Below are 12419 nucleotides of genomic sequence, written 5' to 3'. Positions count from 1 at the left end.
AGGGGACGGACCGGGTGCTGGCAAGCGGACAGCGCGACCCGGCAGGTAGCCAAGCCGCAGAAAGGCTGATAGACGGGCCGGAAGACGAATTCGGAGCCCATGATGGCCGCAGACGACCGCCCGCAGATCACCCTGATAACCCCCCCGACCTTCGATCCCGAGACCTTCTCGGATCGCCTTGGCCAAGTCCTCGACGGGGTGGAGATCGCCTGCCTGAGGCTGTCGCTGGCAACGCGGGACGAAGACATCCTGATGCGCGCCGCCGATGCGGCGCGCGAGGCGGCGCATGCCCGCGACGTGGCGGTGGTGATCGAAAACCACCTGATCCTGGCCGAGCGGCTGGGGCTGGACGGAGTGCACCTGACGGACGGGGCGCGGAACGTGCGAAAGGCCCGCAAGGACCTGGGCCCCGACGCCATCGTCGGCGCCTTCTGCGGCAGATCGAAACATGACGGCATGACCGCCGGCGAGGCCGGTGCCGACTACTGCAGCTTCGGCCCCATCGGCGAGACGCGCCTCGGCGACGGCAGCCGCGCTCCCTTCGAGCTGTTCGAATGGTGGTCAGAGGTGATCGAGGTCCCGATCATCGCCGAAGGCGCGCTGACGGCCGAGCTGGTGGCGAAGTTCGGCCCCGTCACCGATTTCTTCGCCGTGGGCGAGGAAATCTGGGGGGCCGACAACCCGCTGGCCGCGCTGAAGGCGCTGCTGGCGCCCCTCGACTGACCGCCCGTCGTCCGACTTCGTCGCTCCTCGCTTCGGGCCCGCCCCGCGACGAGGAGCCGAAGGCGAACGAGGAGCCGCCGATTCAGTCGAGCTTGCGGATGTAGGTCCAGGTCGGCACCGTGACCCCGCGCGCGACCGAGAAGCTTTCGGCGTCGCCCAGATACTGGAAACCCGCATTGGTCAGCACGCGCGCCGAGCCGGGATTGTCCTGGAAGGCCTCGGCGAACATCGTGCAGTTCTTCTGCGGATTGGCCGCGACCAGCGCGTTGACCGCCTCCGACGCGATGCCGTGGTTCCAGAAGGCGGGGGCGACCCAGAAGGCAACCTCTGACTGGCCGCGGTCCATCTTCTTCAGGCTGATGACCCCCAGCACCTCGGGCAGGCCCGAGCGGGTGCCGTCCATGACCCAGATGTCCTCTTCCCCGCCGGACGCCATGGCACGGGCGCAGAAGGCCTCGGCCGCGCCGGGCGGCAGGGGATGCGGGATTCCTTGCGTCGCCTCGGCCACGCGCTTGTCCCCGGCGTAAAGCGCGAAGAGGCCGGCGTCGGACTTCCGCACCGGGCGCAGCGTGAACCGTTCGGTCGCAATCTCGACCGGACTGGCGATCTTCTCCAGGATCATGGCTCCCTCCCTTTTGAAGCACATGTGGGAATTGCCGGTTACCCGTGCAATCGCCCGATTGTTTGACCGTTTCACGGTCACGTCATGGCGAGGCGCCACATTCGCGACCGGGAACGGTCCCTCGAGACGAGAAGGGGGACCGGCCCTTCGGCCGATCCCCCATCTACAATCCGATTGTAAAGGTTCGGCTTACTCAGCTGCCTCCGACACGGGGAGCACCGAAATGAAGGTGCGGCCCTTGAGGCCCTTCTTGAAGGTCACGCGGCCCTCGACGGTGGCGAAGATCGTGTGGTCGGTGCCCATGCCCACGCCCTCGCCCGGGAACCACTTGGTCCCGCGCTGACGGCAGATGATGTTGCCGGGAATGGCATGCTGGCCGCCGTAGAGCTTAACGCCCAGGCGACGACCGGCCGAGTCGCGACCGTTGCGGGACGAACCGCCTGCTTTCTTGTGTGCCATGGGGTCTTACTCCTGCGCTGCAGCGGCCTTGGCGGCACGCTTCGGTTTCTCGGCGGCCTCGGGCGCGGCGGCGGCCTTGACCGGCTTTTCGGCCTTGGCGGCACCGGGGGCCTCGTGCGCGGCGCGGCGGGCGGCAACGGTGCCGATCGCGGCCTTGACGCCCGTCTTGTCGCCACCCTTTTCCAGGACCTCGGTCACGCGCACCAGCGTCAGGTGCTGGCGGTGGCCCTTGGTGCGCTGGCTGGAGTGCTTCCGGCGGCGCTTGACGTAATGGATGGTCTTCTCGCCCTTGATCTGGTCGATGACCTCAGCCTGCACGGCGGCGCCCTTGACGAAGGGCATGCCGATGGTCGTGCCGACCATCAGGATCTCGTTGAACTGGATCTTGTCACCGGCCACGGCATCCAGCTTCTCAACGCGCAGCACGTCGCCCGCCTGCACCTTGTACTGCTTGCCGCCGGTCTTGAGGACCGCAAACATGGTCTTTCCTTCCATCGCTCCGCGCCCTGTGGCCCCCTTTCGGGCGTTCTCGGGGTTTCCCCGCCTCGGACAGCGCGCCCCGGATGGGGCGTCAGTTAAAACATAAACCCCGGCCCAGAGTCGCCCCTGGCCAGGATGCGCGCTTATGCGGTGAAGCGGGTCTGCTGTCAAGCGCTCCGCTTCAGATTTCGCGGCCCAGCATTGCCCGTCCCGCGGCCCGACCAAGGTCGAGCGAGACGGGACGGAACACCCGGTCGAAGGCCACGAACAGCGCCGCGTTCAGCCGCTGGCCTGCCGGGCTTTCCCAGAATGCCACATAGGAGGCAAGCTCGTCTTCCGACAGCGGGGCATAGGCAAAACCCAGATAGGCGGCCAGCCAGGTCGAGACGTCCGACCGGATCTGTTCCTCGCGTGACCAGATATCGGCCAGGATCTCGTCCTCGGGCATGGTTCGACCGTAGACGCCGGTCTCGGCCATGCCGGTCATGAAGGCGAGGTTGCCGGACATCGTGCTCGCGACGTTGGCTTCCAGAAGGTCGGCGACCTCGATCATCCTGCGGATCAGCGCGACCTTGGGATCGCGCGATGCGGCTGCCTCGTCGGCTGCGACGCGGGCAGCCTCTTCGGCGGCCGTGTCAAGAAAGGCCCGCCGTGCCTCGATCTCGAGACCGAGGATCCGCTGGCCGAGTTCCGAGCCGTAGAAGGCGACGATGCCGTCAAGGACAGCGGGGTCGTTGCCGATCTCTTCTGCAAGTGCGGCTTCGAATTCCGGTCGCAGACGATCCAGATCATAGATCCGTGACACTGTTCCGGCCCATTCCGCACCGCCGCGGGATGGGAACATGTCCGTCTCCAGAGTGCGGCCATGGTCGAGCCCCTCCTCGCGCAGAACCTCGAACAGTTCCTCAAGCCGCATGACCTTGCCGAGTTCGGTCACCGACTGCTCGGCGCCCTGCGTCTTGATTGCGGTTTCCGCCGCCAGGGGCGAGGCCGCCGCGAAAAGGGCTACAAGTGCGAGACGAGGCAGGAACTTGGGCATCGGTCCCCCGAATAAGGCGTCGGCCTTGCTGGAAGAGGTAATGCGTTCCCCAGGCCTTGCCAAGGCGCTGATCCCGCAACTGCCCGTGATCGCGGCACTTCGCAGCCTGTCCATTTTGCCGAATGCCCCTTGCGCATCGGAACGCTCCCGGTTAATGACCGCCGGACATAGACGACCCCTGAAGCGCGGAGAGGTGACGGAGTGGTCGATCGTGGCGGTCTCGAAAACCGTTGTAGGTTTGCGCCTACCGTGGGTTCGAATCCCACCCTCTCCGCCACCTGCAGCATCGGGGTGCGCTGGCATCGCCCGACCTTCCCCCTCGCAGCTTGAGTTTGGCGGCCGCCGCACATACACCTTGGAAACCAAGGAAGGACCGCCCAATGCGCATTCACCAGGATCTTGCCGATACGATCGGGAACACGCCGCTTCTAAAGTTGAAGAAGGCTTCGGAGTTGACGGGCTGCACCATCCTCGGCAAGGCCGAGTTCATGAATCCCGGCCAGTCGGTAAAGGACCGGGCGGCGCTCTACATCATCCGGGACGCGGTGGCGAAGGGTCTGCTCAGGCCTGGCGGCACCATCGTCGAGGGGACGGCGGGAAATACCGGGATCGGTCTGGCGCTGGTCGGGGCCTCGATGGGGTTCCGCACGGTGATCGTGATCCCGGAGACCCAGAGCCAGGAGAAGAAGGACATGCTGCGTCTGGCTGGAGCGGAACTGGTGCAGGTGCCGGCTGCGCCCTACCGCAACCCGAACAACTATGTCCGCTATTCCGGCCGTCTGGCCGAGGCGCTGGCCAAGACCGAACCCAATGGCGCGATCTGGGCCAACCAGTTCGACAACGTGGCCAACCGCCAGGCCCATATCGAGACCACGGGCCCCGAGATCTGGGAGCAGACCGGCGGCAGGGTGGACGGCTTCATCTGCGCCGTGGGCTCGGGCGGCACGCTGGCGGGCGTCGGCATGGCGCTGCAACCGAAGGGCGTGAAGATCGGCCTTGCCGACCCCGAAGGCGCGGCGCTGCACAGCTATTACACCACCGGCAAGCTCGAGGCCCCCGGCACGTCCATCACCGAGGGCATCGGCCAGGGCCGGATCACCGCGAACCTCGAAGGCTTCCGGCCGGATTTCAGCTACCGCATCCCCGATGCCGAGGCGCTGCCGATCATCTTCGACCTCCTGACGGAAGAGGGGCTGTGCATGGGCGGCTCGACCGGCATCAACATCGCCGGCGCGATCCGCATGGCGCGCGAGATGGGGCCGGGCAAGACCATCGTCACCATCCTGTGCGACTACGGCAGCCGGTATCAGTCCAAGATCTACAACCCGACCTTCCTGAAGGAAAAGGGCCTGCCGGTTCCCGGCTGGCTTGACCGGCCGGCCCGCGCGATCCCCACGGTCTACGAAGACGCATGAGGCGGCTTCTCCTCTGCCTTGGCCTCGCTCTGGGGATCGGGCTGGCAGCAGCGCCCGTGCCGGCGCAAGACCAGACGGGGACGGCGACAGAGGTCGAGGCCCCGGCAACGGACGGTACCGAGCTTGACTATGCGCTGTGGGAGCGGATGGCCGAGCGGGCGGAAACCGAGATCGAGGACCGCAACACCTCGTCCGAGCGGCTGGAGGAAATCCGCGGCCAGCTGGCCAAGTGGCGCGCGGCGCTGCTGGGCGCACAAAGCGCCAACTCGGCCCGCATCGCCACCCTGCGCCAGCAGATCGACGCGCTGGGGCCCGCCCCGACCGATGGCGCCGCGGAGGCGGAAGAGATCTCGGCCCGCCGGCAGGAGCTGGCGAGCCAGCTCGTCAAGGCCCAGGCCCCCGGCATCGCCGCCGAGGAAGCCTATCGCCGCGCCGACGGCCTGATCGACGAGATCGACCGCACCCTGCGCGAACGCCAGGCGGACCGGCTGCTGCAGCTCTGGCCCTCGCCGCTGAACCCCGGCAACTGGCCGGAGGCCGCGATCGGCCTGGCCGACACGGTGCAGCGGCTGTGGGACGAGACTTCGGAGGCCTGGAGCCGGCCAGCGGCGCGGGAAGAACTGTTCGACAACCTGCCCCTGATCCTGGTGCTGATCGTCGTGGCGCTGGCGCTGGTGATCTATGTGCGCCGCTGGATCGAACGGTTTTCCGAGCGCTTGCAGGTCGGCGCCTCGGTGAGGGGGCGGCATTTCTGGTCGCTGATCGCCTCGCTGGGCGGGATCGTCCTGCCAAGCCTGGGCGTTGTGGCGCTGTCCTGGGCGCTTCTGGCCAGCGGCCTGCTGGGCGAGGTCGGCACGATGATCGCCGTCACCCTGCCCTTCGCCGGGGTCATCGTCTTCGGCTTCGCCTGGATCGGCGCGCGGGTGTTTCCAAGGGTTCAGGACGATGATCCGGTCCTGCCGCTGCCGCCCGAACGGCGGGCCGAGGGGCGCTTCCTGTCGGTGCTGATGGGTCTGGTGATGGCCGCCAACCTGTTGCGCGCCGCCGCGATGGACGCGCAGGCCTATTCGGACGCCACGACGGCCGTGATGTCCTTCCCGATCCTGCTGACCGGGGGACTGGTCCTGATCCGCCTGGGCCGCACCCTGCGCGGCGTTGCCGAGGCCGATGCGAAGGCCGCCAGCTACGGGCTGCGGCTGATCCTGCTTCTCGCGCGGGGGTTGACGGCGGTCGGCATCGCCGGCCCGGTACTGGCGGGCTTCGGCTATGTGCAGGCCGCCGAAGCGATGATCTATCCGGCGATGCTGTCCTTTGCGCTGATCGCCATCCTGTTCATCCTGCAACGCCTGATCGGCGACGGCTGGGCGCTGATCACCCGGTCGGACCAGTCGGCACGCGATGGCCTCGTGCCGGTGCTGGCGGGGTTCGCGCTCTCGATCGCCTCGCTGCCGCTGCTGGCGCTGATCTGGGGCGCGCGCGCCTCGGACCTGACCGAGCTCTGGGCGCGGTTCACCGAGGGCTTCCAGGTGGGCGGCACGCGGATCTCGCCGTCGAACTTCCTGATCTTTGCCGCCATATTCCTGATCGGCTACATGCTGACGCGCCTGTTCCAGGGCGCGCTGCGCACCTCGATCCTGCCCAAGACGCGGATGGAGCCGGGCGGGCAGAACGCCCTGGTCGCGGGCGTGGGCTACGTCGGGGTGTTTCTCGCGGCGCTGATCGCGATCAACGCGGCGGGCCTCGATCTGTCCGGCCTGGCCATCGTCGCCGGTGCCCTTTCCGTCGGTATCGGTTTCGGCCTGCAGAACATCGTGTCGAACTTCATCTCGGGCATCATCCTGCTGGTCGAACGTCCGGTCAGCGAGGGCGACTGGATCGAGGTCGGCAACGTGCAGGGAAAGGTGCGGGCGATCTCGGTCCGCTCCACCCGGATCGAGACCTTCGACCGCAACGACGTGATCGTGCCGAACGCCGACCTGATCACCGGAAGGGTGACGAACTGGACCCGCTTCAACCTGTCGGGCCGGATCATCGTGCCCGTGTCGGTGGCCATAGGGTCGGACACGAGGGCGGTCGAGAAGATCCTGCGCGAGGTGGCCGAGGAACAGCCGCTCGCGATCCTCAACCCGCCGCCGCTCGTTGTCCTGATGGGCTACACGCCGACGCAGCTGAACTTCGAGGTCCGGGTGATCCTGCGCGATGTGAACTTCGGGTTGCAGGTGCGCAGCGACATGAACCACCGCATCCTCGAACGGCTTCGCGCCGAGGGCATCCACATCGTGCCCCCCCCGGCCCCGCCCGCGGAACCCGACCCGATCCGCACCGCCGAGACGGTGCTGGCGCTTGCCGACCTGGTGGGCCGCGACAAGGTGTCCGCAGCACACCGGAAACCCGCCGGCACCGCTGCTCCGTCCGACGTGAAAGGCGCAGACCGATGACTGACCTGCTGTTCCGCGAGGATGCCTACCTGACCACGGCCGACTGCCGGATCACGGGCCACACGCCCGAAGGGGGGCTGATCGTCGACCGCTCGGTCTTCTACGCCACCGGCGGCGGCCAGCCCGGCGACAGCGGCGTGCTGGACTGGGGCGGTACCCGGATGCCGATTGCGACCGCGCTGAAGGTCGAGGGCGGCATCGCGCTGATCCCGGCCGAGCCTGCGCCGATGCCCCCGATCGGTGCTCCGGCCCGCCAGCAGATCGACTGGGGTCGCCGGCACAGGCACATGCGGGTGCACACGGCGCTGCATCTGTTGTCGGTGGTGATCCCGCTACCGGTCACCGGCGGCCAGATCGCGGCCGACAAGGGTCGGCTCGACTTCGACATGCCTGACCCACCCGGCGATGTGGCCGCGCTGGAAGAAGAGCTGAACGGCCTGATCGCGCGCGATCTGACGGTCAGCGACCGCTGGATCACCGACGAAGAGCTGCTGGCCAACCCCGGCCTGGTCAAGACCATGTCGGTCCGCCCGCCCATGGGCCAGGGCCGGGTGCGCCTCGTGTGCATTTCTGACGGTGAGGCCCAGATCGACCTGCAACCCTGCGGCGGCACCCACGTCCGCCGGACCGGCGAAATCGGCCGGGTCGAAATCGGCAAGATCGAGAACAAGGGCCGCCAGAACCGCCGCGTGTCGGTTCATCTTGCCTGAGCCAGCCATCCGCGGCATGGCGGACGCCAGCACGCGGCGGCCTCGCCGCCGGAAAACCGGTTTGCCGCCAGATAGCCCCTTGAAGAGCCGCCCAAACCCGGAGTATCAGCGCCGGACGGACAGTTGGCCGAGTGGTCGAAGGCGCACGCCTGGAAAGTGTGTAGGCGGGGAACCGTCTCGAGGGTTCGAATCCCTCACTGTCCGCCACTTGCCCTCGCGAAAGCGTTCTCCCCATCAGGTTCCGGCCTGATTTTTCCGTTGTTTTCGAGGGTTATGCGGGAGGGGCTGAGCACTGCCCCTGCTGACAGGTGGCCCGAAAGCGGTCTCTCAGGGCCGATATTCTCTGGACCTCATGACTGCGCCATTTTGGTGAATTTCTCATAAGCCCCTGTAGATATTGACGAAATATAAGCCATTGAAATTCCTTGGATTGGAGTCGCGTTTGGGCTGCCGCGACCGGGTTCGGAAGTTCTCAGGCCATGGCCCGTTCCAGTCTCTGCTTCCGGCGCTCCCAGTCGGGCATCACCTTGTCGAGGAGATCGAAGAAGGCTGCCCCGTGATGGGGTTCGGCCACGTGGCAGAGTTCGTGGGTGATCACGTAGTCGATGGCATCGACCGGCGCCTGCACGAGGCGGCGGTTCAGTAGCAGACGTCCGGCCGGTGACATGGACCCCCATCGCTGCCGGGTCTGACGTACGATGAGACCCTTCGGCCTGAATGCCTCCGGATCCGGGAAGTGGCCGAGACAGAGCTCGATCCGCTCCGGAAACTTGATGTGTGCCCGGTCCCGGTACCATGCCTCGACCAGTTCGCGTGTCACCTCCGGCCTGGTCGACCGGTGTGTCTGCACAACGATGAAGCCGCGGATCAGCTTCACGCATTCCTGTACATGCGGGACGACCTTCAGCCGGTACTGGCGCCCGAGGTAGAGATGGGTCTCACCGGCGATAAACCTGCGCTCCGGTGTTCTTGGAAGGAATTGGGCGAAGTACCGCTGCTGCCGCGTCACCCATGCCGCGCGCTTCCGCAGCTTGGCTTCTATGGCGTCGAGCGTCGCGTCCTCCGGGGCCGCGATCACCACCGACGCATCCGGCTCGACGGCGATCTCCAGTGTCTTCCTCGGGCGGCGGACGATTTCGTATCGGATCTCCTGCTCACCGTACTGCAGGCAATGCAATTCCCGCGTCATGCTGCGAACCGGGCCCGGGCGAGGTCCATGATCTTGAGTTCGAGGTCGTCGAGCACCTCCACGTGCAGGTCGACGCCCCTCTCGTCACGCAGAACATCGAAGAAGTAGTCATCGATGGCATTGCGCAGTTTGTTCTGGGCCACTTCGTTCGACCAGATGTCGACGATCAGGTGGGACTTGATGATGTCGATGATCTCCAGGGCGATGGATGCTGCTTCGTCGCCGGCCACCGGCTCATCGTCCTTGATCTTGAGCTGACCTTCCAGGACACCGAAGAACGCCTGTGCATCCTCATCGCCCCGGATGCTTTCAGGAACATCCCGGCCCCGATCCTTGCGTGCCACCTTGCTCGCGAGGTCCACGACGCTGTTCAGGTACTCGCGCTCGGAGAGCCGCTTCTCGCGATAGGCGCGAATGGTCTCTTCGAGCAGCTCGGAGAACTGTTTGTAGAACGTCGGGTCCTCATCCATTTTCTCGGTGATTGCCCGCCGGGTGGCGCTGGCGATGCGGTCCGCCCTCGAGGCTTCGGAGACGCCCGTCTCCTCGACGACCGCCTTCAGCGCATCAGGATCGTTGATGTTCACCACCTCGATGATGGTCTCGGCAGGCATCGCCACGACATGGTCGTCGAGCAGCTTCTGGATCTTCGGCTCGAACTCGCGGACATCGACCGTCTCCTGGTAGCGGAGCTGGACCGAGCGCTTGAGTTCGGAGAACTGCTTCCAGTCGCGTTTCAGGGCATCGATCTTGGCCTCGTCGAAGACATCGAACAGCTTGTCGGACGAGAGCGAGATGTGCAGGCAGCGGCTGAATGCCTTGAGGCGCCCGTAGAACTCATGGCGCAGCGCCTCGTCAGCGAGGTGCTGCTCGAACTGCTCCATGTCCTTCTTGTTTCGAACCGGTTTGAAGAGATCCCAGAGCTGATCGTGCAGCTGGGGCAGCTTGCGGATCTCCTCGCGGACGTCATGCACCGTTCCGGCGAGGTCAGCCGCCTCGTAGCCTTCGAAGGCGCTGTACGTCGTCAGCGCACTGTCCAGCTCGCCCAGCAGCCCCTCATAGTCGACGATGAAGCCGAACTGTTTCTCCGTTCCGCCGTCCTCGTAGAGCCGGTTCACCCGTGCAATCGCCTGCAGGAGATTGTGTTCCTTCAGGGACTTGCAGACATAAAGGACCGTGTTCCGGGGCGCGTCGAAGCCGGTGAGCAGCTTGGAGACGACGATCAGGATCTCCGGATCGCCGGAACCCTTGAAGGCATCGATGATCTGGCGATTGTACTCTTCCTCGGTCTTGTACCGCGCCATCATCTGCGACCAGAAGCGGCGGACGAGGTCCTTGGATTCCTGGTCGACCTCCTCGTTGCCCTCGTTCTCATCCGGCGGGGAGATGACGATCGCACTCGAGACATGGCCGATCTCGTCGAGAACCTCCTTGAAGCGGACGGCCGCGGCCTTCGAGGGGGCAACGAGCTGCGCCTTGAAGCCGGTCCCCTGCCAGTGCTGGCGATAGTGCTCGGAGATGTCGAACGCCTTGGCTCGGATGGCCTGGTCGGTCTTGGCCAACGCGTCCATCCGGGAGAACTTCCGCTTCAGATCACGCTTCTGGTCCTCGGTGAGCCCCTCGCTGATCTTCTCGAACCAGCGGTCGATCACGGTGCCAGAGACCTGCTGCTCCACAAGTCGTCCCTCGTAGAGCAGCGGCACGACGGCGCCGTCGGCGACCGCCTCGTCGATGGCGTAGCGGTGGATCAGCCGCCCGAAGGTCGAAAGCGTGTTCTTCTCCTTCTTCAGCAGGGGCGTGCCGGTGAAGCCGAGGTAGCAGGCCTTGGGCAGGAGGCGTCGCATCTTGGCGGCGAACTGGCTGTGGCCGCCGTAGCGCCCCGTCTGCGTCCTGTGGCTCTCGTCGACCAGCACGAAGATGTTCGGGTCGTCGTCCGCCAGCTTGCTGTTCCTCAGCGCCGTGTCGAACTTGTTGATGATCGTGGTGACCAGCGGAGCCTTGTTGTGGACGAGCTCCAGAAGATGAGACCCACTCGTCGCCCGAACCGGTTCGAGGTCACAGGACTTGAAGGTGTCCTTGATCTGCTTGTCGAGATCGTCGCGGTCCGTGACCAACGAACCCGACCGCGCCTTCACCACGGCCGAACTGGCCGACGAGTTTCGCATTTCGCGCAACCATCTGGCCAAGGTGATCTCAGCCCTGGCGGCGGCCGGCTACATCGAGGCCAGGCGCGGCGGGGGCGGCGGGGCGAAGCTTGCGCGACCCGCCTCGGAGATCCGCCTGGGCGAGGTGGTGGCACGACTGGAGGCGGGCAAGGCTCTGGTGGAATGCTTTGCCCCGGCCGGCAACAGCTGCACCCTGACGCCGCAGTGCCGCCTCAAGGCGCGGCTGGCCCATGCGGTCCAGGTATTCCTCGACGATCTGGACAGGACGACCTTGGCCGACTGCGCCTATCCCGCAGGTACGACATGACCCGCAGGGACATGAATCCGCGAGACATGATGCAGATACGGATCGCCGCCAGAGAGGGGCCGACGGGGTGTGAGGGTTTCCTGAAGACAGCGTTCCGCTGCCCGTTGGCAGCCTGCCCAACCCTCAAGGCGCGCGCCGCGTCCGAAGCAAGGTAGCACAAACCTGCGTCGTGCATGCGTTTCTGTCCGGCCGACCTCCAGCGAGGTGCATCCGAACGAAAGACGGGTGTCGTTCAGGCCCGTCCCTTCCGCCACCCGAACGCGACCGGGATCCAACTCGACTTGCGATGGCGGGGCGGCCACGCGATTCAGCTGCGACGCCAGCCCATTCCGGCACCCATGTCGTTTCAGCTCATGATGTCGTTCTCCTGCTTTCCGCGCTGCGAGAGGCCCATTACCGCGAGCTTCGCCAGAAAATGGTGGGGCGCGCCATCGCCTCGATCGAGAGGTCGGGGCGCCCGAGGCGAATGCCCCGCCTGCGGTCAGGCCGATGCCGTGACCGCGAACTCGGTCATCATGCCGGTCGACAGATGCGGCATGTGATGGCAATGCAGCATCCAGCGCGCGGCCTCGCCCGCGTCGAGCGCCACGTCGACCATCGACATCGGCGGCACGTAGACCGTATCGCGCAGGGCGCCGGCAACGCGCTGTCCATTGATGCCGACCACCTGGAACACGTGGCCGTGCAGATGAATCGGGTGCCCCATCATCGACATGTTGTGGAACGAGAGCACAACCCGCTCGCCTCTGCGCGCCGTGACCGGCTGGTGCTGGCCCCAGACGGCACCGTTGATCGTCCAGACATAGGGCTGCATCGGCTCTGATGATGTGACCGCCCCCCGACGGCATCGATGTGCCAAGGTGGGTCTGCGAGGA

General features: G+C 66.1%; 12 protein-coding genes and 2 tRNA genes. 7 read left to right on the top strand and 7 right to left on the bottom strand.

What is annotated here, in order from left to right; all coding sequences use genetic code 11:
- Window positions 1-102: 102 nt before the first annotated feature.
- On the top strand, window positions 103-723 hold the full coding sequence (locus tag FL625_RS15515; protein WP_149589587.1) for a thiamine phosphate synthase: 621 nt from the start codon (window positions 103-105) through the stop codon (window positions 721-723).
- An 82-nt stretch (window positions 724-805) separates the two neighbouring features.
- Here the strand turns inward: FL625_RS15515 and FL625_RS15510 are convergent, their stop codons facing one another.
- From FL625_RS15510 to FL625_RS15495, 4 genes are all read right to left on the bottom strand, one after another.
- Entirely contained in the window at window positions 806-1345 is a 540-nt protein-coding gene (locus FL625_RS15510; protein ID WP_149589586.1) for a GNAT family N-acetyltransferase, read from the bottom strand.
- 189 nt (window positions 1346-1534) lie between these two features.
- Window positions 1535-1804 carry a 50S ribosomal protein L27 gene (gene rpmA, locus FL625_RS15505; RefSeq protein WP_149589585.1) on the bottom strand — a complete coding sequence of 90 codons (270 nt, stop codon included), beginning with the start codon at window positions 1802-1804 and terminating at the stop codon, window positions 1535-1537.
- Window positions 1805-1810: 6 nt separating this feature from the next.
- Window positions 1811-2284 carry a 50S ribosomal protein L21 gene (gene rplU / locus FL625_RS15500; RefSeq protein ID WP_149589584.1) on the bottom strand — a complete coding sequence of 158 codons (474 nt, stop codon included), beginning with the start codon at window positions 2282-2284 and terminating at the stop codon, window positions 1811-1813.
- Window positions 2285-2465: 181 nt separating this feature from the next.
- Complete coding sequence (locus FL625_RS15495) at window positions 2466-3323, bottom strand: DUF2059 domain-containing protein (RefSeq protein ID WP_160147798.1); 858 nt, start codon at window positions 3321-3323, stop codon at window positions 2466-2468.
- Window positions 3324-3510: 187 nt separating this feature from the next.
- Here FL625_RS15495 and FL625_RS15490 point away from each other — a divergent pair.
- The 5 genes from FL625_RS15490 to FL625_RS15470 all read left to right on the top strand — a co-directional run bounded on the left by FL625_RS15490 (window position 3511) and on the right by FL625_RS15470 (window position 8093).
- Window positions 3511-3600: transfer RNA gene (locus FL625_RS15490), tRNA-Ser, on the top strand.
- A gap of 103 nt (window positions 3601-3703) precedes the next feature.
- A complete protein-coding gene (locus FL625_RS15485) occupies window positions 3704-4738 on the top strand; it encodes a cysteine synthase A (protein ID WP_149589582.1) in 1035 nt (344 codons plus the stop codon).
- Entirely contained in the window at window positions 4735-7176 is a 2442-nt protein-coding gene (locus FL625_RS15480) for a DUF3772 domain-containing protein (RefSeq protein WP_149589581.1), read from the top strand. Before FL625_RS15485 ends, FL625_RS15480 begins: the two co-directional genes overlap by 4 nt.
- A complete protein-coding gene (locus tag FL625_RS15475; protein WP_149589580.1) occupies window positions 7173-7886 on the top strand; it encodes an alanyl-tRNA editing protein in 714 nt (237 codons plus the stop codon). The genes FL625_RS15480 and FL625_RS15475 overlap by 4 nt, the downstream gene beginning before the upstream one ends.
- A gap of 117 nt (window positions 7887-8003) precedes the next feature.
- Window positions 8004-8093, top strand: a tRNA-Ser gene (locus FL625_RS15470).
- Window positions 8094-8358: 265 nt separating this feature from the next.
- Here the strand turns inward: FL625_RS15470 and FL625_RS15465 are convergent.
- Both FL625_RS15465 and FL625_RS15460 read right to left on the bottom strand, forming a co-directional pair.
- On the bottom strand, window positions 8359-9075 hold the full coding sequence (locus FL625_RS15465) for a M48 family metallopeptidase (protein ID WP_149077448.1): 717 nt from the start codon (window positions 9073-9075) through the stop codon (window positions 8359-8361).
- Window positions 9072-11210, bottom strand: a complete 2139-nt coding sequence (locus FL625_RS15460) for a type I restriction endonuclease subunit R (RefSeq protein WP_200833964.1) — start codon at window positions 11208-11210, stop codon at window positions 9072-9074. The genes FL625_RS15465 and FL625_RS15460 overlap by 4 nt, the downstream gene beginning before the upstream one ends.
- On the opposite strand from FL625_RS15460, the gene FL625_RS15455 reads away from it, so the two are divergent.
- Window positions 11179-11544 (top strand): Rrf2 family transcriptional regulator, encoded by a 366-nt coding sequence (locus FL625_RS15455; protein ID WP_200833963.1) that lies wholly within the window; start codon window positions 11179-11181, stop codon window positions 11542-11544. The genes FL625_RS15460 and FL625_RS15455 overlap by 32 nt on opposite strands.
- A gap of 481 nt (window positions 11545-12025) precedes the next feature.
- Here the strand turns inward: FL625_RS15455 and FL625_RS15450 are convergent.
- Window positions 12026-12419 (bottom strand): multicopper oxidase domain-containing protein (locus FL625_RS15450; RefSeq protein WP_235019448.1); only part of this gene is annotated, 394 nt, incomplete at its 5' end.

This window comes from Tabrizicola flagellatus, from assembly GCF_008271465.1.
GTDB lineage: Bacteria > Pseudomonadota > Alphaproteobacteria > Rhodobacterales > Rhodobacteraceae > Tabrizicola > Tabrizicola flagellata.
The sequence above is the reverse complement of the archived record's forward strand: the minus strand, read 5'-3'. Positions and strand labels throughout refer to the sequence as shown.

Coding starts and splice junctions, on each gene's coding strand:
- FL625_RS15515 (WP_149589587.1), top strand. CDS start 103: ATGGCCGCAGACGACCGCCCGCAGATCACCCTGATAACCCCCCCGACC.
- FL625_RS15510 (WP_149589586.1), bottom strand. CDS start 1,345: ATGATCCTGGAGAAGATCGCCAGTCCGGTCGAGATTGCGACCGAACGG.
- rpmA (WP_149589585.1), bottom strand. CDS start 1,804: ATGGCACACAAGAAAGCAGGCGGTTCGTCCCGCAACGGTCGCGACTCG.
- rplU (WP_149589584.1), bottom strand. CDS start 2,284: ATGTTTGCGGTCCTCAAGACCGGCGGCAAGCAGTACAAGGTGCAGGCG.
- FL625_RS15495 (WP_160147798.1), bottom strand. CDS start 3,323: ATGCCCAAGTTCCTGCCTCGTCTCGCACTTGTAGCCCTTTTCGCGGCG.
- FL625_RS15485 (WP_149589582.1), top strand. CDS start 3,704: ATGCGCATTCACCAGGATCTTGCCGATACGATCGGGAACACGCCGCTT.
- FL625_RS15480 (WP_149589581.1), top strand. CDS start 4,735: ATGAGGCGGCTTCTCCTCTGCCTTGGCCTCGCTCTGGGGATCGGGCTG.
- FL625_RS15475 (WP_149589580.1), top strand. CDS start 7,173: ATGACTGACCTGCTGTTCCGCGAGGATGCCTACCTGACCACGGCCGAC.
- FL625_RS15465 (WP_149077448.1), bottom strand. CDS start 9,075: ATGACGCGGGAATTGCATTGCCTGCAGTACGGTGAGCAGGAGATCCGA.